Source organism: Streptococcus infantis (assembly GCF_000963255.1).
GTDB classification, from domain to species: Bacteria; Bacillota; Bacilli; order Lactobacillales; family Streptococcaceae; genus Streptococcus; species Streptococcus nidrosiense.
This window is the reverse complement of record NZ_JYOV01000022.1, coordinates 56,928-82,051: the sequence shown is the minus strand read 5'-3', so window position 1 is coordinate 82,051 and position 25,124 is coordinate 56,928. Positions and strand designations below refer to the sequence as shown.

Below are 25,124 nucleotides of genomic sequence, written 5' to 3'. Positions count from 1 at the left end.
AACGGCCGATTTAGAGAGAGCCGGAGGCCAAGAGATTTTTCAAAACACAGATAAATCTTATCCGTAATAAAAAGATTAGCCTTATAGAGCTTGGATACCATATGGTGAATATACCTTAGGAATCCTGATGGGATGCTATTTTTAAGTGTTTTATAATTTGCTCTAGTAAAAGAAAAAGATTGAAGAAAATGGTCCAAAATAGACTTTTTCTTCAATCTGAATGACCGAGATGATCTCATTTAAAATTATTAACGCATAGTAACAAACTCTTCTGAACCAGTTGGATGGATAGCAACTGTAGCGTCAAAATCAGCTTTTGTAGCTCCCATCTTGATAGCAACTGCAAATCCTTGAATCATTTCATCAACACCGTAGCCGATACCATGAAGACCAACGACCTTTTCATCTGCACCTGCTGTAACGAGCTTGAAACGAGCTTCTTGACGGTGGCTGGTAACTGCTGAATACATAGAAGCAAATTTTGAAGTATAAACTTTAATGTTTTCTTGTCCATACTCTTTGATAGCTTCTTCCTCAGTCAGACCGACAGTTCCGATAGCTGGGTGTGAAAAGACTACAGTTGGAATAGTAGTGTAGTCCATTTTAGCATTGGTCTTACCGTTGAAAAGTCTTTCAGAGAGTGTACGTCCAGCTTTGATAGCAACAGGAGTCAGTTCTTTTTCACCTGTCACATCTCCAAGAGCATAGATACCGTCAACGACTGTGTTTTGGTATTCGTCAACTTGGATGAAACCACGTTCATTGAGAGTAACGCCTGCCTTTTCTAGCTGGAGTCCTTCAACGTTTGGACGGCGGCCAGTTGCCCAGATAACTTGACTGGCAGTATGAGTACTACCATCTTCGAAATGAATGGTAATGCCTTGTTCAGTTTCTTCAAGTTTAGCAGGAACCTTATGGGTATGGAGGTTTAGTCCAGTATTCTCCATTTCTTGAACTAGACTCTCAACAATATAGCTGTCAAATCCACGAAGTGGACGCTCACGACGGACGAATAAATCTGTCTGCACACCAAGGGTATGGAGCACGCCAGCTAATTCGACAGCAATGTAACCAGCACCCAGAATGGCTACAGATTCAGGCAACTTATCCCAAGCAAAGACATCATCAGAACTACCACCTAGTTCAGCACCAGAAATGGTAGGAATATGAGGATGTGCCCCAGTTGCAATCACGATGTGCTTAGCACGGATCAACTCTCCATTGACACTAACAGTATGAGCATCAACGAACTCGGCGCGTCCTTCAATCAAATCAACTCCGTTACGCTTAAAGCTTCCACCATAAGAAGAGCGAGCACGATCAATATAGGCTTCCCGATTTTTACGAAGCGTTGCATAATCAAATTCATTGCCAGTACTTGTAAAACCATAGTCAGGTCCATATTTGTGGATGCTCTCTGCGATTTGAGCTCCATACCACATGATTTTCTTAGGAACGCAGCCAATATTGACACAGGTTCCACCTAATTTCTTTTCCTCAATAACTGCCGCTTTAGCACCATGTTCACCAGCACGATTCATGGTAGCAATACCCCCGCTACCTCCTCCAATGGCGATAATATCGTATTCTCTCATAGAAAGCTCCTTTGTTGTTTTCTAGTCATATTCTATCTTTTTTTGAAGGTCAATGCAAAAATCTGCTACGTTTAAAATTTTTAAGAAAATGCTTGCAAAAATAAAAAAGAAAGTGTATTATATAACTAATACAACAATAAAAGATTCAGCAAATGTTTTTGGATAATGAGAAATAAATTGTCCATTTTTAGGATATGTGCTATAATCTTAACATATATATTTATAAAAGGGGTATTGCTATGAAAAGAAAGTCAAAAGCTAAGAAATGGCCTTTATTTACTGCTATTGGAGTGGCGTCAGTACTTGTAGTGGGAGCAGCAGCTGTTCTTCTGTTAAGACAACCAAATCAAGCTGCAGCAAAAGATGAAACTGCTAAGATTGTCCTTGCTAAAGAGGGGTCTGTAGCATCTTCAGTTCTCCTATCGGGGAGTGTTACTGCTCAGAATGAACAATACATTTATTATGATGCAAGCAAGGGTGACTTAGACGAGGTCTTGGTTTCTGTTGGAGATCAGGTCAGCGAAGGACAGGCTCTCGTCAAGTATAGTAGTACAGAAGCCCAGGCTGCCTATGATGCTGCCAGTCGTGCTGTGGCTAAGGCTGACCGTCATATCAATGAATTGAATGAGTCTCGAAATACCGCTGCAGCAACACCTAGCCTTCCACAAGCAGGTCTAGAGGGAGCAACTGGACAAGCGCCAGCTCAGTCATCCGGTTCTGCCACAGCTGCTATTGATTCTCAAATCAGCGATGCTCGTGATGTGCGTGCAGATGCAGAAGCGCAACTCGAAAAAGCTCAAGCCCAGTTGAATGCTGCTACGGTATTGAGTACGGTAGAGGGAACAGTTGTTGAAGTGAATCGTAATGTTTCAAAATCTCCAACAGGAAATAGTCAAGTTTTGGTTCATATCGTAAGTAACGATAACTTGCAGGTCAAGGGAGAGCTTTCTGAGTACAACCTTGCCAATCTATCTGTAGGCCAAGAAGTCACTTTCACTTCCAAGGTTTATCCAGATAAAACTTGGAATGGTAAGATTAGCTATATTTCAAATTATCCAAAAAATAACAGTGAAGCAAGTAGTAGCTTAGCTGCTTCCAACACAGGTTCTAAATATCCATATACAGTCGATGTAACTAGTGAAATCGGTGATTTGAAACAGGGCTTTACAGTCAGTGTTGAAGTGAAAAGCACTAGCAAAGCATTGATTGTTCCGATCACCAGCGTAGTCATGGAAGAAGAGAAAAACTATGTTTGGATCCTTGATGAAAATCAAAAGGCCAAAAAAGTTGAAGTTGGTTTGGGCAATGCAGATGCAGAAAATCAAGAAATCACATCTGGTCTGACAGATGGAGCAAAAGTCATCAGTAATCCGACAGCTTCCTTGCAAGAAGGAAAAGAGGTGAAGACTGATGAAGCAACTAATTAGCCTCAAAAATATCTGTCGTAGCTATCGTAATGGTGACCAAGAACTACTAGTCCTCAAGAATATTAACCTAGAAGTTCATGAGGGAGAATTTGTAGCAATCATGGGACCATCAGGTTCTGGTAAGTCCACCCTCATGAATACCATCGGTATGTTAGATACACCTACAAGTGGGCAGTATTTTCTAGATGGAAAAGAAGTAGCTGGTTTGGGTGAAAAACAATTAGCCAAGGTTCGAAATCAGGAAATCGGCTTCGTCTTTCAACAATTCTTTCTCTTGTCCAAGCTCAATGCTCTTCAAAACGTAGAATTGCCCTTGATTTATGCTGGAGTTTCAGCTTCAAAACGTCGCAAATTAGCAGAAGAGTATCTGGAAAAGGTTGAACTGACCGAGCGTAGCCATCATTTACCTTCGGAGTTGTCAGGTGGTCAGAAGCAAAGGGTTGCCATTGCGCGTGCATTGGTTAATAATCCTTCGATTATCTTGGCAGACGAACCGACTGGGGCACTTGATACCAAAACAGGAAATCAAATCATGCAACTCTTGGTTGAATTAAACAAAGAAGGAAAAACCATCATTATGGTTACGCATGAGCCTGAAATCGCTGCTTACGCTAAGCGTCAGATTGTCATTCGTGATGGCGTCATTTCATCTGATAGTGGTCTCGTAGAAAAGGAGGAAAACTAAGATGCAGAATCTGAAATTTGCCTTTTCATCCATTATGGCCCACAAGATGCGGTCCTTCTTGACCATGATCGGGATTATCATCGGTGTATCCTCCGTTGTCGTGATTATGGCCTTAGGTGATTCCATGTCTCGTCAGGTCAATAAAAATATGACCAAGTCCCAGAAAGATATCCATGTCTTTTTCTCACCTACAAAGAGTAAGGACGGTTCCTTTACACAAAGACAATCTGCATTGACCTTGTCTGGTGGTCGAGAAGAAGATTTTGTTGAACCACCAAAACCTCAAGAAGTATGGGTCAAGGAAGCTGCTAAGCTCAAGGGAGTGGATAGCTACTATGTGACCAACTCAGCCAATGTGACCTTGACTTATAAGGATAAAAAGGTCGAACACGCTAACATGACGGGTGGGAATGTCACCTATATGGATGCGGTTGAAAATAAAATCATTGCAGGTCGTGGCCTTAGAGCGCAAGATTATAAGGATTTCGCAAGTGTGATCATCCTAGATGAAGAACTAGCCAATAGCCTTTTTGGTTCAGCAAAAGATGCGCTTAATCAGATTATTGAAGTAAACGAAATTAGTTACCGTGTTATTGGTGTTTATGCAAGTAAAGAAGCCAAGGCAGTCAAAGCCTTTGGAGTCGGAGGACTACCAATCACGACCAATATTTCCCTAGCAGCTAATTTTAACACAGATGAGATTTCAAATATTGTCTTCCGTGTCAATGATACTAGCTTAACCCAGACTTTGGGACCAGAGTTGGCAAGAAGAATGACAGAGATTGCAGGTCTTCAACAAGGGGAATATCAAGTTGCAGATGCGTCTGCAGCCTTCCAAGAAGTTCAACAACTCTTTGGCTTCATAACAACGATTATTAGTGCCATTGCAGGGATTTCCCTTTTTGTCGGTGGTACTGGTGTTATGAATATCATGCTCGTTTCAGTGACAGAGCGTACTCGTGAGATTGGTCTACGTAAAGCACTAGGAGCAACACGGGCTAATATTCTGGTTCAGTTTTTGATTGAATCCATGATTTTGACCATGTTAGGTGGGGTCATCGGTCTTCTGCTGGCTGCAGGGGTGACTATGCTTGCAGGTGTCCTTCTTCAAAATATGATCGCAGGAATCGAAGTTGGGGTATCCATCCCAATCGCTCTCTTTAGTTTAGCGGTCTCAGCTGGCATCGGTATGATTTTCGGTGTTTTACCAGCCAATAAAGCTTCTAAACTGGATCCGATTGAAGCACTTCGCTATGAATAAGATAATCAACAGGAAAAACAAGATGGACATTTGTCTGTCTTGTTTTTGTATGGATTTCCTTTTCGAAAATCATCAAAAATATGGTATAATGAAGTGTTAGAAAAACAGGTTTCATTTGCCTGGAAAGGAAATATTATGTCTGAAAAGAATTTTTATATTACAACACCGATTTACTATCCATCTGGTAAACTTCATATCGGTTCTGCCTACACAACCATCGCTTGTGATGTCTTAGCTCGCTACAAACGCCTGATGGGCTACGATGTCTTTTATTTGACAGGTTTGGATGAGCATGGTCAAAAGATTCAGCAAAAAGCAGAAGAAGCTGGCATCACGCCTCAAGCTTATGTTGATGGTATGGCAGTTGGAGTTAAAGAACTTTGGAAATTATTGGATATCTCATACGATAAATTTATCCGTACAACTGATGACTACCATGAAAAAGTAGTAGCTCAAGTCTTTGAACGCTTGCTTGCTCAAGATGATATTTACTTGGGTGAATACTCTGGTTGGTATTCAGTTTCAGATGAGGAATTCTTTACAGAAAGTCAACTTGCGGAAGTTTTCCGTGACGAATCTGGAAATGTAACTGGTGGTATCGCTCCATCAGGCCACGAAGTGGAATGGGTTTCAGAAGAGTCTTACTTCCTTCGTCTCAGCAAATACCAAGACCGTTTGGTTGAATTTTTCAAATCACATCCTGACTTCATCACTCCAGATGGTCGTCTCAATGAAATGTTGAAAAACTTTATCGAGCCAGGATTGGAAGACTTGGCAGTATCACGTACAACCTTTACATGGGGTGTGCCAGTTCCATCAAATCCAAAACACGTTGTTTACGTTTGGTTTGATGCCCTTCTAAATTATGTGACAGCTCTTGGCTACGATCAAGAAGAACACGCTAACTTTGACAAGTTCTGGAATGGAACAGTCTTCCACATGGTAGGGAAAGACATCCTTCGTTTCCACTCAATTTACTGGCCAATCCTTCTCATGATGTTGGATATCAAATTGCCAGAACGTTTGATTGGGCATGGCTGGTTTGTCATGAAAGACGGCAAGATGTCTAAGTCTAAAGGGAACGTTGTCTATCCTGAAATGTTGATAGAGCGTTTTGGTCTCGATCCACTTCGTTACTACCTCATGCGTAGCCTTCCAGTTGGTTCAGACGGAACCTTCACTCCAGAAGACTATGTAGGTCGTATCAACTATGAATTGGCAAATGACCTTGGAAACCTCCTCAACCGTACGGTTTCTATGATCAACAAGTACTTTGATGGGCAAATCCCTGCTTACGTAGAAGGTGTGACAGAGTTTGACAATGCTCTTGCTCAAGTAGCAGAACAATCAATCGCCGACTACCATACCTACATGGAAGCAGTTGACTACCCACGTGCGCTTGAAGCAGTCTGGACTCTTATCTCACGTACCAACAAATACATCGATGAGACAGCCCCATGGGTCTTGGCTAAGGATGAAGCCCTTCGTGACCAATTGGCAAGTGTTATGAGCCATTTGGCAGCCAGCCTTCGTGTCGTAGCTCACATGATTGAACCATTTATGATGGAAACCAGTCGTGCAGTCTTGACTCAACTTGGACTCGCAGAAGTTTCTAGCCTTGAAAACTTGAGCTTGGCTGATTTACCTGCAGGTGTAACTGTAATTGCCAAAGGAACACCAATCTTCCCACGTCTCGATATGGAAGAAGAAATCGCCTATATCAAGGAACAAATGGAAGGTAACAAACCAGCAGTCGAAAAAGAATGGAATCCTGATGAAGTTGAACTCAAACTCAACAAGGAAGAAATCAAATTTGAGGACTTTGACAAGGTTGAAATCCGTGTTGCTGAAGTGAAAGAAGTTTCTAAAGTAGAAGGTTCTGACAAGTTGCTTCAATTCCGCTTGGATGCTGGTGACGGTGAAGACCGTCAAATCCTTTCTGGTATTGCTAAGTACTATCCAAACGAACAAGAATTGGTCGGCAAGAAAGTCCAAATCGTTGCCAACCTTAAACCACGTAAAATGATGAAAAAATATGTCAGCCAAGGTATGATCCTCTCAGCTGAACATGATGGCAAATTAACCCTTCTCACAGTAGATCCGTCTGTACCAAACGGAAGTGTGATTGGATAAGATCTAAAAGGACCAGTTTAAGCTGGTTCTTTTCTTTTGTGAGATATCAGTTGATAAAAGTGTCATTCTGCTTTATAATGAAGAAAAACGGAGGAATTTGCCATGAGATACATTCCATTTGGTCAAGAGAAAAAAGAAATATCAGAAATCGTTCTAGGAATGATGCGAATCAGTGACAAGTCGGTCAAAGAAGTGGAGGAGCTGGTAGAAACAGCCCTATCTGTGGGAATCAACGCCTTTGACTTGGCAGATATCTATGGTCGTGGTCGGTGCGAAGAATTACTAGGTCAAGTGTTAAACAATCGTCCTGACCTGCGAGAAAAGATGTGGATTCAGTCTAAGTGTGGCATTCGCATAGAAGAATTTACCTATTTTGATTTTTCAAAAGATTATATTTTAGAGTCAGTTGATGGGATTCTACAACGATTGCAGGTTGATTACCTAGATAGCTTGCTTCTCCATCGCCCAGATGCCTTGATGGAAGCTGATCAAGTAGCTCAAGCCTTTGATATTCTACACAAATCAGGTAAAGTTCGAGACTTTGGTGTGTCCAACCAAAATCCTATGATGATGGAATTACTGAAGAAAGAGGTCAAACAACCTTTATCTATCAATCAATTACAACTAAGCGCAGCTTTCACGCCAGGATTTGAATCAGGTTTCCATGTCAATATGGAAGGTGACAAGGCAGCTTTGCGTGATGGTAGCGTCTTTGAATACTGCAAATTAAACGACATGGTTATTCAGGCCTGGTCAGTCTTGCAGTTCGGATATTTCAAAGGGAATTTTGTCGGCAATGAGAAGTTCAAACAACTAAACCAAGTCCTAAATCGATTAGCCTTAAAATACGGTGTAAGCCAATCAGCTATTGCTATTGCTTGGGTGTTACGTTATCCAGCTAAGATGCAGGCAGTAGTAGGAACAACTAACCCTAAACATTTGATAGAAGCAAGCCAAGCAAGTAATGTTAATCTAACTCGAAAAGAATGGTATGAGATTTACCTATCAGCAGGGAATGATTTGCCGTAGAAATTAAAATGTAATCCATTCAAGAGCGAGATTCTATCTCGCTCTTTTTGTTTTAAAAATTTATATAATTGTTTGAAAATACAAACTATAAATGATAAAATGGCATAAAATAACAATATAATAAATATTTTAATAATTTAGGAGAATATAGAATGAAAAGAATAGTTTTGACTTCTGTTGTTTTACTCTCGTTGCTGACATCAGTTGGTTGCTCGAAACATAAGGAAAATGCAAAAGTAACTGAACCTGTAACGACTAAACAGACTACGCAGGATAATACAAAGTTATACAAGGAAGCTGGCTTACTTACTTTTAAAAATGAAAAGCAGCTAGAACTCGGGGAACTCGATTCAAAATCCCGTGCAACTTATGCTCACATTCAGCTAAAAGATAGTGATGAGCCTCAAGAAAAGAGAGAAGCTAAATTAACCTTTGATCCAGTTGGATGGCATAACTATAAATTTTACTACGGAGATGGTTCTAAAGAGGCTTGGCTGATGAATCGCGGTCATTTAGTTGGTTATCAATTTAGCGGACTCAACGATGAAGGCCGAAATCTAGTTCCTATGACAGCTTGGTTAAATACAGGTGCTTTTACTGGAACGGATGACAAAAATCAAAGTAGCATGCTCTATTATGAAAATGGACTAGATTCGTGGCTTGCAAATCATCCAAACTATTATCTTGACTATAAGGTGACAGCTGTCTATAAGGATAATGAATTGATTCCAAGACAGATTATCTTACAGTATGTAGGAATTGATAAGGATGGGAATTTGCTTGAAATTAAATTAGGTAGTAGCAAGGAAAAAATTGATAAGTATTCCGTAACCCATGTCGCCTTGGATAACGTTTCAGTCAATGCTGAAATAAATTATGCAGATGGTACTGCAAAGAATACGGTCAAGTCAGCTGAAGAACGCGCTGCAGAGCTTAAGGCAGCCGAGGAAAAGGCCAAGAAAGAAGCTGAAGAAAAAGAAGCACAAGAAAAAGCAAAAAAAGAAGCTGAAGAGAAGACTAAAGAAGAACAGACACAGCAGGAAACTGAAGCACCAGCACCAGCAGAAGAAGAAGCACAAAGTAGTAATACAGGTGGCTACTTTAGAGATAGAAAAGGAAGATGGCACCGACCAAATGGGAAGTATGCCTCTAGAAAGGAAATCATAGAAGCTGGGTTGCAATGGTGATAGTTTTTCAAGCTATATAAATCAGAATAATCACAGTCAAAAAACCGTTGGAAAACGGTTTTTTGTTATAATTAAATTAAGATTCATAGATAACAAAGGAGAAAAACATGACATTTGAAGAAATTTTGCCTGGACTAAAGGCTAAGAAAAAATATGTACGTACTGGCTGGGGTGGGGCTGAAAACTATGTCCAACTTTTTGACACTATCGAGCAAAACGGGGTCGCTCTTGAAGTGACACCCTATTTCCTCATCAACGTATCTGGAGAAGGGGAAGGTTTTTCCATGTGGAGTCCGACACCATGTGATATCCTAGCGACGGATTGGGTTGAAGTCCATGACTAAACGTGTCTTAGTTACGGGCGTTAGTTCAGGGATTGGTCTGGCACAAGCTCGCCTATTTTTAGAAAAAGGTTATCAGGTTTTCGGAGTGGATCAGGGTGAAAAGCCTGCCTTACAAGGCGACTTTCACTTTCTACAACGTGATTTAACGCTTGACTTGGAACCAATTTTTGACTGGTGCCCTCAGGTGGATATTTTATGTAATACGGCAGGTGTATTGGATGACTACAAGCCCTTACTAGAACAATCCGCCCAAGAAATCCAAGAGATTTTTGAAATCAACTATGTGACTCCAGTAGAGCTGACTCGTTATTATTTGACGCAAATGCTAGAGAATAAGAAGGGAATCATTATCAATATGTGTTCCATTGCCTCAAGTCTAGCAGGCGGGGGTGGTCACGCCTATACCTCGTCCAAACATGCCTTGGCAGGCTTTACCAAACAATTAGCTCTAGACTATGCAGAAGCTGGGATTCAGGTCTTTGGCATTGCTCCTGGTGCAGTTAAGACTGGTATGACCGCAGCTGATTTTGAACCAGGTGGTCTGGCAGACTGGGTAGCCAGTGAAACACCCATCAAACGCTGGATTGAGCCAGAGGAAGTGGCAGAAGTCAGCCTCTTTTTAGCAGGTGGAAAAGCAAGCGCCATGCAGGGGCAAATTCTCACTATTGATGGTGGTTGGTCTTTGAAGTAGCATAGTTGCTATTCTATAAATATGTGGAGGTAAGCTATGAAAAGAGATGAGTTTGGATTTGTCTTGCCCAATCTCTACTATCAGTTTTTATCAGAGTGGGAAGAGATTGACCCATATGAAATTGGAGATTCAGGCATCTGTTTGTATGCTAAGGAGGATCTTCAAGAGCGAAATGAGACTTATCAGATTGAGGAAGTAGAGCCAGATTACTTTATGATTGGACAGGAAGGAGATTTGGCTTACTTTATCAAGAAAAATTCTGATGATTGCATTTATGAAAATGACCTGGGTGCTTTAGGCTCCTTAGAAATGCAAAAAGTTGCTACTACAGTCTATGACTTTATTGACAAGGTACTAAAAGAAGAATTGTAGAAAACTGAAGGGAGTAATCATGTTTAGGATGCTTGATGAAGATTCACCGATTTCAAAAGAAGATTTTTTACAATTTGAGGAGATTCTTGGGAAGAAATTGCCAAAAACTATGTTGGGCTTTTATCTCAAGCACAACGGTGGTCAGCCCCAAGTAAGGGGTGTTCACGATGACCGTCATTTATTTCCTTTCAATTCCTTTAATTCACTTGAGGAGATGAAGAAGTCTCTTACATGGTTTGACGATGAGGCTGTGCCTGAGGGATTTAAGGGCGCAGATCTTCTCCATTTTGCCTATGATCCTGGATCTGGCAATTATGCTCTTTCACTAAGGGAAGAGGACTTTGGCAAGGTGTATTTCTATGTTCTAGAAGAAACAGCCGAGTTGTATGGTCAATGGCCGTCTTTTGAAGAATTTTTGAATTCTTTTGTTGAAGAATAAGACTAAAAAGAAGAAGAGATGCAGAAATACCAAGAACTTTCACTAGAGCAGATAATTGAGCAGATGCGCGTGAACGAGTCTTCTTCAGATGATTTTTGCCTCTATGGCAAGGAGAATGGAGAACTAGCACTAGCTAGGTCCTATTGGGTATCAAATTATCCGGATGTCGTGGAAGACTCTGATGTCTATCCGACGGATGTAGCGGAGCAAGATCTCCAGCTAGTCTACTATGGAGAGCAGTTGATTGACGTTATTTCCGTAGCACTTGAGGAAAAGCCAGATGCAAGTCCCCAAGACTTGGTCGAGGCTTTGAAATATTACCATCAGCATGATAGTTTTATGCTTTTTGATTCTGATTAGCTTTCCTAGATTTATGAAGTTCCGTTACCAATAAACGTTTTCATAAGGAGTTAAGAAATGATGGATTACAAAAACATAAATGAAATAATTGCCCCTTTTAACCTGCTTGTATATGATGAGGATCCTAAAAATGTTCGAGGGTCGCTCATTTATTACCCTGATGGAGAATACAGACAGGAAGTGTTTGATACTCGAGAAGAGGAGGGATTTGAAGGAAATGGCTACGATTGGACATCTTTAGCTTTGGTATTTTTGGAGGAGAAAATGCCTGAATTAAGCGAAGCTATCGACTTTGATCCTGAAGGAAGTATGTTTTGCGCCTATTCTTCCAAGGTGGACGCTTTGGCTAGATTTGCTCTTGGCTTTAAAGAGTTTTGTGATGATATCAACACTATGAAAGACTTGTTCAGTCGAGCAGAGTTGGATTAGTTGACTAAAATCTCTTTAAATTTTTAAAAAAGAATAGAAAGGATTTCAAATGAAGCTACCAGAAGTAGTTGAACAACTGGAAAAACATCCAGACCTACATCTCTATTTAGATAAAATTTTAAAAAAGAATAAGAAAACTCAATCTAGCTATCTCGAATCGCTGAATCATCTGGCCTATCTACTTTATCTAGATGGTCAAGAAGAAATTGCTAAGAAATTATTGGAGAATGTCATACAAGTCCCATTTGAAGGGAATTATAACACTTGGACCTTTGTTGATAGTTCTCTGGTTTTATTGGCCTATATGGAAAGAGAAACAGAAAATAAGCTATCTGCCTATAAAAAACTCCTTTTGTCTCCGTTAGAACAAGGGGAGGAATCCACTCAAAAAATAAGAAGGAGAGTTCATCAGAGATTTTTGAATGGTGATAGCTTGGAGCAAAAGCTTGCAAAAATTAAGCAAGCTTCAAGTCCTGAATCAGAAATGGAACGTCGTCTGCTATACTTGACAGATTTATTGAAGATTCACCTCTTTATTGCTGAGTCAACGTGTGAAGAGACAGATATCCAGGCAAAAATAGAAGAGAATATGGAGATACTGAAGAAGTATATCAAGGAACATGAAATCTATAGCCTCTTTCCTTTTAAGGGATAAGGTGAGCTAGAAATCTTTGACTTTTAGAAAGAGTGGAATATGGAAATCAAAAATCACTTTGGTGTCTATGGCATTTGCTATGAGAAAGGAAAATTACTCTGCATTGAGAAAACGAGAGGGCCTTATCAGCATCGTTTTGATTTACCTGGTGGTAGTCAGGAAGCAGGTGAAGGGTTGACAGAAACCCTCAAGAGAGAAGTTTTGGAAGAGACAGGCTATACTCTTAGCAGTTATTCAAATCCTAGGATTTATGATGTAATGGTTCAAGAAGAGGGGCAAGACTTTGCAGTACATCATATCATGGCCTTTTATGATATAGTACTTGATTTAGAACGCTCTCAAAAATCCCTTCCTCATGAAGTTCTTGACGGAAACAATGATTCAGCAAAGGCAATTTGGCTTCCTCTTGAGCAGATTACCGAAGAAAATGCCTCCCCCTTAGTATTGAAGGTGAAGGCAGAGTTACGAGGATTTCCAGAATTGGACATGACAAGCTATAAGAATTGGAAGGTAAAACATGCAAAATCAACTGGCTCTTAGTGGCGAAAGAATTGTTGAAAAAGTTTACCCACAACTATTGCACCACGTCGGCATGATTCGTGGGGAATATTTGGTGAGGGAGATCAGTCAAAATATACTGCTAAAAAGTTGTCAGCAATTTGTAAAAGATTATCTAGACACTATTTGCCATTTATACTCAGATGAAGAAGTCTGGTATCGCTTTTCAGAGTTAACAAATGCAGAAGCAAATAGTCTAGACGGGACTAAAGAGTATTTTGATGAACGCCACCCCTTATTTGGATATAGAGGAATTAGGCGTTTACTGGCGTGTTTGGATGAATTTCATGCTGAAGCACATGTTGTTACAGAAGTTTATCAAACCAATCTCAATCTGTCTGTTATTTTTCCTTTTGTCAATGATGCTGAACAGTTAAAACAAGCTATTAGAGTATTGCGTGAACATGGTTTTACTGGAAAAGTTGGAACAATGATTGAATTACCATCAGCTTATTTTGACTTGGACAGGATACTGGAAACTGGTATTTCAAAGATTGTAGTGGGAATGAATGATTTGACTTCTTTTGTTTTTGCGACTGTGAGGAACAGTCAATGGCATGATATGGAAAGTCCCATTATGTTAGAAATGCTGAGACAGATGCAGGATAAAGCAAGGATGAAAAAGATAGATTTCGCCGTGGCAGGATATCTGAATGCTTCTTTCATGCAAAGAATGAATCAGATGGATATCAAATGCATGATCCACTACAGTTCTATTCCAGAGATTTTTAATTTAGAGATTGACCATCCATATCATCTCAAACGTGTAAAAGAAGAAAGTAAAAAAATAAAAAGGAGCAACCTATGACACCTCAAGAAATGTGGAATGCCTACAAGCAAATCAACCCCTCTATCGGAGATGAGATAGACGCCTGGGCCTTTGGAGTGGATCCAGACCTTTTAGCGGATCTGGTGTTTACAGGCGAAAAAACAGCAACTGCCTCAGCTTACGATCTTTACGCAGTAGAGGACGAACCTCTTCCACAAGAAGGAACTTTTGATGTTATTTTAGACAGTAAGGATCAAGCTGTTTGCATCGTCGAAATTACAAAGGTTTCCGTTCAGCCTTTCCATCAGGTTTCAGCCGACCATGCCTACAAGGAAGGTGAGGGAGACAAATCTTTAGCCTACTGGCGTCAGGTTCATGAAGACTTTTTCAAAGACTGGTTAGGAGAAGCAGGTTTGACTTTTACACCTGACAGCAAGGTTGTTTTAGAAGAATTTCGCAAGGTCTACCCTCTGTAGACTACTAGAAGGAAGAAAGTTTTGGAAATCACCGTCCAAAGCTTTTTTCTGACTTAAAATATGATAAAATAGGTATGTTTGAACTAGAGCATTTGCTCAGAAATTTAGAATAGGAGAAAATGATGCAAGCAGTAGAACATTATATTGAAAAATTTGTTCCTGAACATTATGATTTGTTTTTAGACTTGAGTCGTGAGACCAAGACTTTTTCAGGAAATGTAACTATTACTGGTCAAGCTAAAAGTGACCGTATTTCCCTTCACCAAAAAGACTTGGAGATTGCTTCTGTTGAAGTAGCAGGCCAAGCTCGTCCATTTACAGTTGATAATGAAAACGAAGCTCTTCATATCGAACTTGCAGAAGCTGGTTCAGTTGAATTGGTTCTAGCATTTTCAGGTAAAATCACAGACAACATGACAGGAATCTATCCATCATACTATACAGTTGATGGTGTTAAGAAAGAAGTTTTGTCAACTCAGTTTGAAAGTCACTTTGCTCGTGAAGCCTTCCCATGTGTGGATGAGCCAGAAGCCAAAGCAACCTTTGACCTAGCTCTTCGCTTTGACCAAGCAGAAGGTGAATTGGCCTTGTCTAACATGCCAGAGATTGATGTTGAAAACCGCAAGGAAACTGGTATCTGGAAATTTGAGACAACTCCACGTATGTCTTCTTACTTGCTAGCTTTCGTTGCTGGTGATTTGCAAGGGGTAACTGCTAAGACAAAAAATGGTACTTTGGTAGGTGTATACTCAACTAAGGCGCATCCACTTTCAAACCTTGATTTCTCACTGGATATCGCTGTTCGTTCAATCGAGTTTTACGAAGATTACTACGGAGTCAAGTACCCAATTCCTCAATCTCTCCACATCGCCCTTCCTGACTTCTCAGCAGGTGCTATGGAAAACTGGGGTCTGGTAACTTACCGTGAAGTTTACTTGGTTGTGGATGAAAACTCTACCTTTGCCAGCCGTCAACAAGTTGCTCTAGTTATTGCCCATGAGCTTGCTCACCAATGGTTTGGTAACCTTGTGACTATGAAGTGGTGGGATGACCTCTGGCTCAATGAAAGTTTCGCGAATATGATGGAATACGTCTGTGTGGATGCCATCGAGCCAAGTTGGAATATCTTTGAAGATTTCCAAACAAGTGGAGTGCCAGCTGCTCTTAAACGTGATGCGACAGATGGCGTTCAATCTGTCCACGTTGAAGTTAGCCACCCCGATGAAATCAATACGCTCTTCGATGGTGCTATTGTTTATGCCAAAGGAAGCCGTCTCATGCACATGCTTCGCCGTTGGTTAGGAGATGCTGATTTTGCTAAAGGTTTGCATGCTTACTTTGAAAAACATCAATACGGAAATACTATTGGACGTGACCTTTGGAATGCACTCGGACAGGCATCTGGTCGTGATGTAGCAGCCTTCATGGATTCTTGGTTGGAGCAGCCTGGTTATCCAGTCCTTACTGCTACAGTTGAAAATGATGTGTTGAAGATTTCACAAAAACAATTCTTCATCGGTGAACATGAAGACAAGAACCGTCTTTGGGTAGTGCCACTTAACAGCAACTGGAAAGGATTACCAGATACACTTGAAACTGAAAGCATCGAAATTCCAGGTTATGCAGCTCTTCTTGCTGAAAACAAAGGAGCCCTTCGTCTTAACACTGAAAATACTGCCCACTATATTACAGATTATCAAGGCGACTTGCTTGATGCTGTTCTTTCAGAATTAGTAGAACTTGATAACACAAGTAAACTTCAAATTGTTCAAGAACGTCGTTTGCTAGCTGAAGCTGGTCACATTTCATACGCAGACTTGCTTCCAGTAGTGGATCAATTGGCACAAGAAGAATCTTACCTAGTTGTTGCTGCAGTTTCTCAAGTTATTACAGCCCTTGAACGCTTCATTGATGAAGGAACAGAGGCAGAAAAAGCCTTTAAAGCCCTTATTGCTAAACTGGCTCGTTACAACTATGACCGACTTGGTTTTGAAGCTAAAGAGGGTGAATCTGATGAGGATGAATTGGTTCGTCAATTGACAATTTCCATGATGATTCGTTCAAATGACGAGGAAGCCAGTCAAGTTGCTAGCCAAATTTTTGCAGCCCACAAGGATAATCTTTCAGGACTTCCAGCAGCTATTCGTTCACAAGTTCTCATCAATGAAATGAAACACCATGAGACTAAGGAATTGGTCGCAACTTATCTCGATCTTTATACTCATGCGACAGATGCCGCCTTTAAACGCCAATTGGCAGCAGCCCTTGCTTATGCAACAGATGCAGAGAACATCCAAACACTGCTTGCAACTTGGAAGGACAAATTTGTCGTGAAACCACAGGATCTTTCAGCATGGTATCTCCAATTCCTAGGACACCAAGCAACTCAAGAAACTGTATGGGTGTGGGCACGTGAAAACTGGGATTGGATTAAGGCAGCTCTTGGTGGTGATATGAGTTTTGACAGCTTTGTCATCTTCCCATCACATATCTTTAAAACAGAGCAACGCTTGGCAGAATACAAGGCATTCTATGAACCACAACTTTCTGACCTTGCCCTTAGCCGTAATATCCGCATGGGAATTAAGGATATCGCAGCTCGCGTTGAATTGATTAAGCGTGAAAAAGCAGCAGTTGAAGCAGTTGTAGCTCAATATAGCAAAGTTTAAAAGATTCTAGTCTAAATAGATGACAAAAACTCAACTTTCTCTTGGAAAAACAAGGGAAGTTGAGTTTTTTTTAAGATATTTTTGCTATAATAGGTATAATAAGGAGGAATTTTTGATGATCAAAATTCTATTAGTGGAAGATGACCTAGGCCTGTCAAATTCAGTCTTTGATTTCTTGGATGATTTTGCTGATGTCATGCAAGTTTTTGATGGAGAAGAAGGTCTTTATGAGGCTGAAAGTGGCGTATATGATTTGATTCTATTGGACTTGATGTTGCCTGAAAAAAATGGATTCCAAGTCTTGAAAGAATTGCGTGAAAAAGGTATTTCGACTCCTGTTCTGATCATGACAGCCAAGGAAAGTCTCGATGACAAAGGACATGGATTTGAACTTGGGGCGGATGATTATCTGACAAAACCATTCTATCTAGAAGAACTCAAGATGCGTATCCAGGCCTTGCTTAAACGTTCTGGTAAGTTCAATGAAAATACCCTTTCCTATGGTGATTTGACTGTCAATCTCTCTACTAATGAGGTTAAAGTCAATGAGACTGCTGTTGAATTATTGGGTAAAGAATTTGATCTCTTGGTTTATTTCCTCCAAAATCAAAATGTTATCTTACCCAAAACCCAGATTTTTGACCGTTTATGGGGATTCGATAGTGATACAACTATCTCTGTCGTAGAGGTTTACGTATCAAAAGTTCGTAAGAAATTAAAGGGATCAGTCTTTGCTGAAAACCTCCAAACCTTGCGTAGTGTTGGGTATATTTTAAAACATGTTTAATAAATTAAAAAAGAATTGGTATGCAGAAGATTTTAGCTACTTTATCCGTAACTTTGGAGTATTTACTCTGATTTTCTCTGCTATGACCTTGATTATCTTGCAGGTTATGCACTCCAGTCTCTACACATCGGTTGATGAGAAGCTTCTGTCTCTCAGTGGCAATCCTCAAGATGTCATCCAGTTGGCTGTTAATCGAGCAACAGATGAAGTCAAAGATTTCAATAGTCAATCCGTTCCTCCATCAACGGATAAAAAACCAACGGTCAGTTCCAATACAGAAGTGATTTTGTTGGATTCAAATTTGAATCAATTAGTGACTGGCAACCGCTTTTTAGGTCTTGACAAGATTACTTTTAATAAAAAGGATTTGAATCATATTCGACAACTTCATGTTCAGAATAGTTACGGTCAGGATGAGATTTACCGAGTGATTCTATCTGAAATAAATATCGATTCTGTCTCGACCAATATTAAGTATGCAGCAGTTTTGATAAATACCAGTCAGATAGAGCAAATCAGTCAAAACCATGAGCAATTAATCGTGGTAGTCATGGCCAGCTTCTGGATTTTATCCATACTTGCCAGCCTTTATCTTGCGCGTGTCAGTGTTAAACCTTTACTTGAGAGCATGCAAAAGCAACAGAGCTTTGTGGAAAATGCCAGTCATGAGTTACGAACTCCACTGGCTGTTCTTCAAAATCGTCTAGAAACTCTTTTCAGAAAACCTGAGGCAACCATTATGGAGTCAAGTGAGAGTATTGCCTCCAGTCTAGAAGAAGTTCGTAATATGCGCTTTTTAACGACGAATCTCCTCAATTTAGCTCGTCGTGATGACGGTATTAAACCGGAGTTAGGAGAGGTAGAGCCAGACTTCTTTAACACAACCTTTACCAACTACGAAATGATTGCGTCTGAAAATAACCGTGCTTTTCATTTTGAAAATCGCATCCATCGGACCATCATAACAGATAAGCTGCTTCTTAAGCAGCTGATGACTATCTTGTTTGACAATGCTGTCAAGTACACAGAAGAAGAAGGAGATATTCATTTTGTCATTGCTACGACGGAGCGTAATCTCTATTTGTCAGTAGCTGATGATGGAATTGGTATTTCTGCAGCAGATAAAAAGAAAATTTTTGATCGCTTTTATCGAGTTGACAAAGCTCGTACTCGCCAAAAAGGTGGCTTTGGGTTAGGTTTGTCCTTAGCTAAACAGATTGTCGATGCCTTAAAAGGAACAATCAGTGTTAAGGATAACAAACCACATGGTACGATTTTTGAAGTAAAAATCGCTATCCAAACACCATCCAAGCGTAAAAATAAATAAAAAAGACAGTCCCAGAGGACTGTTCAGTTAAGGTCTAAAGACATCAAATGTAATTAAAATGCTTTAAGAGGAAAAAGGTTAATTGGTAGAATCGTCTACTGATTAACCTTTTCTTTTAATTTTATAGATTGGGAACTTCAATATGGTATTTTGAAAAACCTGTAATTATGATAAAATAAGATGGATAGTTTATGAGATACTTTTAAATTTTGAGGTAGCATTATAATTACGTGCGATGAATAATGGCAAGTATTTGGTAATAGATTCATGACTTAAACAAATAATCTGTTATCGATATCACCGGAATAGATGCTATAAATAATAGCAAGGAGCAAATATAAAATGAGTACAATTCTAACAAAGAAAGAAATGACAGAAGAAGACATAAAATTTCATTATATTAGCCCTGCTATCGTCTCTAAATGGGATAGAGATAAAATTACCATGGAGACAAAAATAACAGATGGTAAAATTAATCTCCGTGGGAATTTAATTTCTAGAGAAAAACCAAAGAAAGCAGATTATGTACTGTATCTAAATCCTAATAAACCAATTGCTATTGTAGAAGCAAAAGACAATAAGCATAGTATGTCGTTCGGCTTACAACAAGCCATGACCTATTCTGAAATGCTTGATGTTCCTTTTGCATATAGTTCCAATGGAGATGGTTTTTTTGAGCATGATTTTTTAACTGGAAAAGAACGAGAACTTTCTTTGGATGAGTTTCCTACTGAAGAAGAGCTCATAAATAGATATAAGGCGGAATCGAATAATGGAGAAGGGTTAAGTTCACAAGAAGAAAAAATCATTGATCAACCTTACTTCTCAAGTATGAACTCTTACCCTCCTAGATATTATCAAAGAGTTGCAGTAAACAGAACCGTTGAGAAAATTGCATCAGGAAAAGATAGATTATTGCTTGTGATGGCGACTGGAACAGGAAAAACCTATACTGCATTTCAAATCGTCTACAGACTGCTTCAAAGTGGGATGAAAAGAAAAATCTTATATTTGGCGGATAGAAATATCTTAGTCGATCAGTCTATTCAACAAGATTTTTCTCCTCTTGAAAAAGTCATTCATAGAATTAACGTAGCCAAGGATGACCCTAGCACGATTACTTCTCATCAGGTCTATTTTTCACTATACCAACAATTAGTTGGAGAGGACGATAAGGAGCATTTTTCTGAGCTTTTTAGACCAGATTTCTTTGACCTCATTATCGTAGATGAGTGTCATCGCGGTTCTGCTAAGGAAGAATCTAGATGGAGAAAGATTTTAGAATACTTTTCTTCTGCTACACAGATAGGAATGACAGCAACACCAAAGGAAACCAAATATGTTTCGAATATCAATTATTTTGGCGATCCGATTTATACCTACTCTCTTAAAAAAGGGATTGAAGATGGCTTTTTAGCACCATTTAAGGTAATCAATATTACAACTGATATTGGTGATGGTTGGAGACCAGTCAAAGGACAAAAAGATAAATTTGGAAACCTCATTGAAGATAGACTATATAACAATACAGACTATGATTACAACATCATCATAGAAGATAGAACCAATCAAGTAGCTAGTGAAATTACAAAATATCTAAAGGCGACAGACCGTATGGCAAAAACGATTGTTTTTTGCCCAACAGAAGAAGCTGCTGAAAGAATGAGAATTGCCCTAGTCAACCATAATGCTGATATGGTAAAAGAAAACTCAGACTACTGTGTTCGTATTACAGGCAGTGATGATTATGGAAAAAGTAAGCTAGATTACTTTATATCTGTGTCTGCAAAATATCCCGTAATTGCCACAACATCTAAACTTCTGTCCACGGGTGCAGACTGTAAGATGACAAAACTGATTGTTTTAGATGAAATGATTGGGTCTATGACAGAGTTTAAGCAAATTATTGGTCGTGGTACCAGACTTCGTGAAAAAGAAGGAAAGACTCACTTTGTTGTGATGGACTTTAGAAATGTTTCAAGACTTTTTGCTGATCCAGACTGGGATGGTCCAATCGAAATTGACGATGACTTTGACCCTGAAAACAATCCTAAAGGTGGTAAAACAAAGAAAGGTGGAGATGGTACACCGCCGAATCCTCCTGCTATAAAACCAATTGTTGATAGAAATGGTTGCAAAGTTGAAATCATTCACAAAACAGTCTCTGTCTATGATACAAATGGTAAGTTACTGAGACAGGAAAGTATTGTCGATTATACCAAAGAAAATATTAGAGGTGAATACGCGACACTAGATGCCTTTATTCGTGAATGGAGAAAAGACCTCAAAAAAGACAAGATACAAAGTATACTTTTGGAGCGTGGGATTGACATCGAACAGCTCAAAAAAGAACAGGCTATGGAAGAAGTCGATGATTTTGATTTTATCTGCCATATTGCCTTTAATCAAAAACCACTGACTAGAAAAGAACGAGCAGAAAATGTAAAGAAACGGGATTTCTTTAGTCGTTATAATGGAGTTGCTAAAGAAGTGTTAGAAGCACTGCTTGATAAGTATATGAATAAAGGAATTACAGAAATTACGACTACGGAAGTTTTGAGATTAGATCCTTTTATGAAACTAGGTAAGCCATCTAAAATTGCTAGTTACTTTGGAGGAAAAGAAGGCTATAAACATGCTGTAGAAGAACTACAAAATGCAATTTATAACTAAGGAAGGATTTAATAATGAGTAATCTATCAGGATTTATAAAACGATTACGAGATATTATGCGGAACGATGCAGGTATCAATGGAGATGCCCAAAGAATTGAGCAAATCACGTGGATGCTCTTTCTAAAAGTATACGACGCAAAAGAAAGTGACTGGGAAATGAACGAGGACGATTACACCTCCATCATTCCCAATGAATGCCGATGGATTAACTGGGCGCATGATGATAAGACTGGAATTGCTCTAACGGGAGATGATTTATTGAATTTTGTCAATAACACGCTCTTTCCAACACTAAAAAACTTAGCAGTCACTCGTGAGACCCCAATCAAAAAAGCGATTGTTCAGACAGTTTTTCAAGACGCCAATAACTACATGAAAGACGGAGTCCTTCTGAGACAAGTTATCAATGTCATTGATGAAATTGACTTTGGAGATTATAATGAAAGCCATGCCTTTGGAGAAATCTATGAAACTATCCTAAAAGAACTACAAAGTGCAGGATCTAGTGGTGAGTTCTATACACCTCGTGCAGTAACGGACTTTATGGCTAAGATGATAGAGCCGAAGATCGGTGAAACCATGGCGGACTTGGCTTGCGGTACAGGTGGATTTATCACAAGTTGGCTCAAAGAGCTTCATCAAAAGGTAGAGACAGTTGCTGATGAAGAAGCTTATTCTTCTTCTATCTATGGAATCGAAAAGAAACAATTTCCTTATATGCTGGCGGTTACCAATATGCTCCTTCATGATTTGGATGTTCCGCAAATCTATCATGACAATACGCTACTGAGAGATGTACTCGACTATACAGATGATGACAAATTTGATGTTATCCTGATGAACCCTCCTTATGGTGGTTCGGAGAAAGCGGATGTCAAAAGTCATTTTCCGTCAGATTTAGCAAGCTCTGAAACGGCAGACCTTTTCATGTCGGTTATCATGTATCGTCTAAAAGAAAAAGGACGAGCAGCTGTCATCCTGCCAGATGGATTTTTATTTGGTACTGATAATGCTAAGCTCAATATCAAAAAGAAACTATTAAATGAGTTTAATCTACACACTATTATCCGTTTGCCATCTAGTGTCTTTAGTCCCTATACTTCAATTACGACCAATATTCTTTTCTTTGATAAGACAGGTCCTACAAAGGAGACTTGGATTTATCGACTAGATAAACCAGAAGGCTACAAGAACTTCTCGAAAACAAAACCCATGAAGTTAGAGCACTTTGAACCAGTTATCTCTTGGTGGCATCAACGACAAGAAATCCTAGTAGACGGTTTTGACAAGGCTAAGAAATTTACCAGAGAAGAGCTAGAGGAAAAGTACGGCTACAATCTCGATCTATGTGGCTACCCACATGAAGAAGAAGTCATCCTAGCACCACACGACCTGATCCATGAGTACCAAGAAGAGAGAGCCAGCCTCAATGCAGAAATTGACCGAGTCCTAGAAGAGATAGAAAAACTGTTGGGAGGTAAGATTCAATGACGCCCCAACAGTTAAAAAATGCAATCTTGCAGCAGGCTATCCAAGGAAAACTAGTCGAGCAAAGAGCAGAAGAAGGCACAGGCGAGGAACTATATAAAGCTATCCAAAGCGAAAAGCAAAAGCTAATCCAAGAAGGCAAGCTCAAGAAACAAAAAGCCCTCCCTGAAATCACAGCAGACGAAATCCCCTTTGAGATACCTGAGACTTGGAAGTGGGTGAGGTTGGGAGAGATTTCTACATACAGTCAAACTAAAAAGAAAATAAATGTGGCTGAGATTGATACACCTACGTGGTCTTTGGATTTAGAAGATATTGAAAAAGAGAGTGGGAAAATCATCCGTCGAGTTATGACAAATGATAGGAAAATTTCCGGTGAAAAAATCATTTTTAAAAAAGAACAGATACTTTATAGTAAACTTCGTCCGTATTTAAAAAAGATTTTAATAGCACCAGATAAAGGTGTTTGTTCGTCAGAATTAGTACCATTTGATATGATTGGCTATTGTGACAGCAGATTTATAGTTTACGTACTTAAATCGGCGTATGTTGATTTTTTAATAAATTCTGTTACTTATGGTGTAAAAATGCCAAGGGTAGGAACTGATACTATGATTAATTTACTCATCCCCCTCCCCCCTCTCGATGAGCAAAAGAGGATTGTTGAGAAAATCGAAGAGCTGTTGCCACTGGTTGAAAGATATGAAAATGCTTGGAATAGACTAGAAGAACTCAACAAGAAGTTCCCTCTTGATATGCAAAAGGCTATCCTTGGACAAGCTATCCAAGGAAAATTAGCCGAGCAAAGAGCAGAAGAAGGCACAGGTCAAGAGCTTTTTGAAGCCATCCAAGACGAAAAGAAAAAGCTGATTGAGGAAGGGAAACTCAAGAAACAAAAGGCCCTTCCTGAAATCACAGAGGACGAAATCCCCTTTGAAATACCTGAGACCTGGAAATGGGTGAGGTTGGGTGAGATCTTGTATAAATTAACTGATGGAGCACATTCCACCCCAAAATATACTGACTACGGAATTCCTTTTATTTCCGTTAAAGATTTAAGTTCTGGGAATTTAGATTTCACTTCATGCAGATTTATTACAAAGGAAGAGCATAAAGTTCTATACAATAGGTGCAATCCAGAATATGGAGATATTTTGCTTACGAAAGTTGGTACTACTGGTATACCCGTTATAGTCGATACTGATAAGGAATTTTCTCTATTTGTAAGCGTAGCTCTACTTAAGTTTAATCAAAAAAAAATAAGTAATATTTTCTTAAAGTATTTAATTAACTCCCCATTGGTGCAAATACAAGCGAAAGAAAATACGAGAGGAGTTGGAAATAAAAATTGGGTTATGAGGGATATATCAAACACCATCATCCCCCTCCCCCCTCTCGCGGAACAAAAGCGGATTGTTGAGAAAATCGAAGAGCTGTTACCACTGGTTGAAAAACTGAAATGACTCTGACGGAGACATCTAGCTAGCTGGATGTCTTTTTAGTAGTTAAAGGATTTTCGTAAAACATATACTCAATGAAAATCAAAAAGCAAACTAGGAAACTAGCCGCAGGCTTTACTTGAGTACGGCAAGGCGACGTTGACGTGGTTTGAAGAGATTTTCGAAGAGTATTAGACAATCTTGAAGTCAAGATCGCAATCTCAACATCATCCAAGCGTAAAAATAAATGAGAAAAGGCTGTGAATTAGAAAGCGGTAGACCAAGTATCGCTTTTCTTGTAGCAGCATTTTAGCTATCGTATAAAAAAT

General features: G+C 39.4%; 23 protein-coding genes. 22 read left to right on the top strand and 1 reads right to left on the bottom strand.

Features of this window, described 5'->3' with window-relative positions:
- Window positions 1-248: 248 nt before the first annotated feature.
- Window positions 249-1,595, bottom strand: a complete 1,347-nt coding sequence (gene gor / locus TZ96_RS08930) for a glutathione-disulfide reductase (protein WP_045763776.1) — start codon at window positions 1,593-1,595, stop codon at window positions 249-251.
- Window positions 1,596-1,834: 239 nt separating this feature from the next.
- Here gor and TZ96_RS08925 point away from each other — a divergent pair, with 239 nt between their 5' ends.
- From TZ96_RS08925 to TZ96_RS08820, 22 genes are all read left to right on the top strand, one after another.
- The gene (locus tag TZ96_RS08925) at window positions 1,835-3,022 is read left to right on the top strand and encodes an efflux RND transporter periplasmic adaptor subunit (RefSeq protein ID WP_045763775.1); all 1,188 of its coding nucleotides are present in this window, start codon (window positions 1,835-1,837) and stop codon (window positions 3,020-3,022) included.
- On the top strand, window positions 3,006-3,707 hold the full coding sequence (locus TZ96_RS08920) for an ABC transporter ATP-binding protein (RefSeq protein ID WP_045763774.1): 702 nt from the start codon (window positions 3,006-3,008) through the stop codon (window positions 3,705-3,707). Before TZ96_RS08925 ends, TZ96_RS08920 begins: the two co-directional genes overlap by 17 nt.
- Before the next feature lies 1 nt (window position 3,708).
- Complete coding sequence (locus TZ96_RS08915; protein WP_045763773.1) at window positions 3,709-4,968, top strand: ABC transporter permease; 1,260 nt, start codon at window positions 3,709-3,711, stop codon at window positions 4,966-4,968.
- A 135-nt stretch (window positions 4,969-5,103) separates the two neighbouring features.
- Complete coding sequence (gene metG, locus TZ96_RS08910; RefSeq protein WP_045763772.1) at window positions 5,104-7,101, top strand: methionine--tRNA ligase; 1,998 nt, start codon at window positions 5,104-5,106, stop codon at window positions 7,099-7,101.
- A gap of 102 nt (window positions 7,102-7,203) precedes the next feature.
- A complete protein-coding gene (locus TZ96_RS08905; RefSeq protein ID WP_045763771.1) occupies window positions 7,204-8,130 on the top strand; it encodes an aldo/keto reductase in 927 nt (308 codons plus the stop codon).
- Window positions 8,131-8,282: 152 nt separating this feature from the next.
- The gene (locus TZ96_RS08900) at window positions 8,283-9,317 is read left to right on the top strand and encodes a DNA/RNA non-specific endonuclease (protein ID WP_045763770.1); all 1,035 of its coding nucleotides are present in this window, start codon (window positions 8,283-8,285) and stop codon (window positions 9,315-9,317) included.
- A gap of 107 nt (window positions 9,318-9,424) precedes the next feature.
- Window positions 9,425-9,661 (top strand): DUF2829 domain-containing protein, encoded by a 237-nt coding sequence (locus tag TZ96_RS08895; protein WP_033584053.1) that lies wholly within the window; start codon window positions 9,425-9,427, stop codon window positions 9,659-9,661.
- Complete coding sequence (locus TZ96_RS08890; protein ID WP_045763769.1) at window positions 9,654-10,352, top strand: 3-oxoacyl-ACP reductase; 699 nt, start codon at window positions 9,654-9,656, stop codon at window positions 10,350-10,352. Before TZ96_RS08895 ends, TZ96_RS08890 begins: the two co-directional genes overlap by 8 nt.
- Before the next feature lie 36 nt (window positions 10,353-10,388).
- Complete coding sequence (locus TZ96_RS08885; protein WP_045763768.1) at window positions 10,389-10,724, top strand: hypothetical protein; 336 nt, start codon at window positions 10,389-10,391, stop codon at window positions 10,722-10,724.
- A 19-nt stretch (window positions 10,725-10,743) separates the two neighbouring features.
- A complete protein-coding gene (locus tag TZ96_RS08880) occupies window positions 10,744-11,163 on the top strand; it encodes an SMI1/KNR4 family protein (protein ID WP_045763767.1) in 420 nt (139 codons plus the stop codon).
- A gap of 18 nt (window positions 11,164-11,181) precedes the next feature.
- On the top strand, window positions 11,182-11,523 hold the full coding sequence (locus TZ96_RS08875; protein ID WP_045763766.1) for a DUF7716 domain-containing protein: 342 nt from the start codon (window positions 11,182-11,184) through the stop codon (window positions 11,521-11,523).
- Between the two features lie 57 nt (window positions 11,524-11,580).
- Window positions 11,581-11,952, top strand: coding sequence for an Imm51 family immunity protein (locus TZ96_RS08870; RefSeq protein ID WP_052696578.1), 372 nt, complete (start codon window positions 11,581-11,583; stop codon window positions 11,950-11,952).
- 49 nt (window positions 11,953-12,001) lie between these two features.
- Complete coding sequence (locus TZ96_RS08865; protein WP_045763765.1) at window positions 12,002-12,607, top strand: DUF6707 family protein; 606 nt, start codon at window positions 12,002-12,004, stop codon at window positions 12,605-12,607.
- A gap of 39 nt (window positions 12,608-12,646) precedes the next feature.
- Complete coding sequence (locus TZ96_RS08860) at window positions 12,647-13,147, top strand: NUDIX hydrolase (RefSeq protein ID WP_045763764.1); 501 nt, start codon at window positions 12,647-12,649, stop codon at window positions 13,145-13,147.
- Window positions 13,125-13,973, top strand: a complete 849-nt coding sequence (locus TZ96_RS08855; protein WP_075230483.1) for a putative PEP-binding protein — start codon at window positions 13,125-13,127, stop codon at window positions 13,971-13,973. The genes TZ96_RS08860 and TZ96_RS08855 overlap by 23 nt, the downstream gene beginning before the upstream one ends.
- Window positions 13,970-14,410: an ASCH domain-containing protein gene (locus tag TZ96_RS08850; protein ID WP_045763763.1), complete on the top strand. Its 441-nt coding sequence runs from the start codon at window positions 13,970-13,972 to the stop codon at window positions 14,408-14,410. Before TZ96_RS08855 ends, TZ96_RS08850 begins: the two co-directional genes overlap by 4 nt.
- A 122-nt stretch (window positions 14,411-14,532) precedes the next feature.
- Entirely contained in the window at window positions 14,533-17,079 is a 2,547-nt protein-coding gene (locus TZ96_RS08845) for a M1 family metallopeptidase (RefSeq protein ID WP_045763762.1), read from the top strand.
- 115 nt (window positions 17,080-17,194) lie between these two features.
- The gene (locus TZ96_RS08840) at window positions 17,195-17,866 is read left to right on the top strand and encodes a response regulator transcription factor (RefSeq protein WP_000590623.1); all 672 of its coding nucleotides are present in this window, start codon (window positions 17,195-17,197) and stop codon (window positions 17,864-17,866) included.
- The gene (locus tag TZ96_RS08835) at window positions 17,859-19,193 is read left to right on the top strand and encodes a sensor histidine kinase (protein WP_045763761.1); all 1,335 of its coding nucleotides are present in this window, start codon (window positions 17,859-17,861) and stop codon (window positions 19,191-19,193) included. The genes TZ96_RS08840 and TZ96_RS08835 overlap by 8 nt, the downstream gene beginning before the upstream one ends.
- Before the next feature lie 342 nt (window positions 19,194-19,535).
- A complete protein-coding gene (gene hsdR / locus TZ96_RS08830; protein ID WP_045763760.1) occupies window positions 19,536-21,866 on the top strand; it encodes an EcoAI/FtnUII family type I restriction enzme subunit R in 2,331 nt (776 codons plus the stop codon).
- Between the two features lie 14 nt (window positions 21,867-21,880).
- Complete coding sequence (locus tag TZ96_RS08825) at window positions 21,881-23,359, top strand: type I restriction-modification system subunit M (protein WP_045763759.1); 1,479 nt, start codon at window positions 21,881-21,883, stop codon at window positions 23,357-23,359.
- Window positions 23,356-24,819, top strand: coding sequence for a restriction endonuclease subunit S (locus tag TZ96_RS08820; protein ID WP_045763758.1), 1,464 nt, complete (start codon window positions 23,356-23,358; stop codon window positions 24,817-24,819). Before TZ96_RS08825 ends, TZ96_RS08820 begins: the two co-directional genes overlap by 4 nt.
- Window positions 24,820-25,124 lie beyond the last annotated feature (305 nt).

Coding starts and splice junctions, on each gene's coding strand:
- TZ96_RS08890 (WP_045763769.1), top strand. CDS start 9,654: ATGACTAAACGTGTCTTAGTTACGGGCGTTAGTTCAGGGATTGGTCTG.
- TZ96_RS08845 (WP_045763762.1), top strand. CDS start 14,533: ATGCAAGCAGTAGAACATTATATTGAAAAATTTGTTCCTGAACATTAT.
- TZ96_RS08875 (WP_045763766.1), top strand. CDS start 11,182: ATGCAGAAATACCAAGAACTTTCACTAGAGCAGATAATTGAGCAGATG.
- TZ96_RS08915 (WP_045763773.1), top strand. CDS start 3,709: ATGCAGAATCTGAAATTTGCCTTTTCATCCATTATGGCCCACAAGATG.
- TZ96_RS08895 (WP_033584053.1), top strand. CDS start 9,425: ATGACATTTGAAGAAATTTTGCCTGGACTAAAGGCTAAGAAAAAATAT.
- TZ96_RS08835 (WP_045763761.1), top strand. CDS start 17,859: ATGTTTAATAAATTAAAAAAGAATTGGTATGCAGAAGATTTTAGCTAC.
- hsdR (WP_045763760.1), top strand. CDS start 19,536: ATGAGTACAATTCTAACAAAGAAAGAAATGACAGAAGAAGACATAAAA.
- TZ96_RS08840 (WP_000590623.1), top strand. CDS start 17,195: ATGATCAAAATTCTATTAGTGGAAGATGACCTAGGCCTGTCAAATTCA.
- TZ96_RS08855 (WP_075230483.1), top strand. CDS start 13,125: ATGCAAAATCAACTGGCTCTTAGTGGCGAAAGAATTGTTGAAAAAGTT.
- TZ96_RS08905 (WP_045763771.1), top strand. CDS start 7,204: ATGAGATACATTCCATTTGGTCAAGAGAAAAAAGAAATATCAGAAATC.
- gor (WP_045763776.1), bottom strand. CDS start 1,595: ATGAGAGAATACGATATTATCGCCATTGGAGGAGGTAGCGGGGGTATT.
- TZ96_RS08860 (WP_045763764.1), top strand. CDS start 12,647: ATGGAAATCAAAAATCACTTTGGTGTCTATGGCATTTGCTATGAGAAA.
- TZ96_RS08885 (WP_045763768.1), top strand. CDS start 10,389: ATGAAAAGAGATGAGTTTGGATTTGTCTTGCCCAATCTCTACTATCAG.
- TZ96_RS08820 (WP_045763758.1), top strand. CDS start 23,356: ATGACGCCCCAACAGTTAAAAAATGCAATCTTGCAGCAGGCTATCCAA.
- TZ96_RS08865 (WP_045763765.1), top strand. CDS start 12,002: ATGAAGCTACCAGAAGTAGTTGAACAACTGGAAAAACATCCAGACCTA.
- TZ96_RS08900 (WP_045763770.1), top strand. CDS start 8,283: ATGAAAAGAATAGTTTTGACTTCTGTTGTTTTACTCTCGTTGCTGACA.
- TZ96_RS08850 (WP_045763763.1), top strand. CDS start 13,970: ATGACACCTCAAGAAATGTGGAATGCCTACAAGCAAATCAACCCCTCT.
- TZ96_RS08925 (WP_045763775.1), top strand. CDS start 1,835: ATGAAAAGAAAGTCAAAAGCTAAGAAATGGCCTTTATTTACTGCTATT.
- TZ96_RS08870 (WP_052696578.1), top strand. CDS start 11,581: ATGATGGATTACAAAAACATAAATGAAATAATTGCCCCTTTTAACCTG.
- metG (WP_045763772.1), top strand. CDS start 5,104: ATGTCTGAAAAGAATTTTTATATTACAACACCGATTTACTATCCATCT.
- TZ96_RS08920 (WP_045763774.1), top strand. CDS start 3,006: ATGAAGCAACTAATTAGCCTCAAAAATATCTGTCGTAGCTATCGTAAT.
- TZ96_RS08825 (WP_045763759.1), top strand. CDS start 21,881: ATGAGTAATCTATCAGGATTTATAAAACGATTACGAGATATTATGCGG.
- TZ96_RS08880 (WP_045763767.1), top strand. CDS start 10,744: ATGTTTAGGATGCTTGATGAAGATTCACCGATTTCAAAAGAAGATTTT.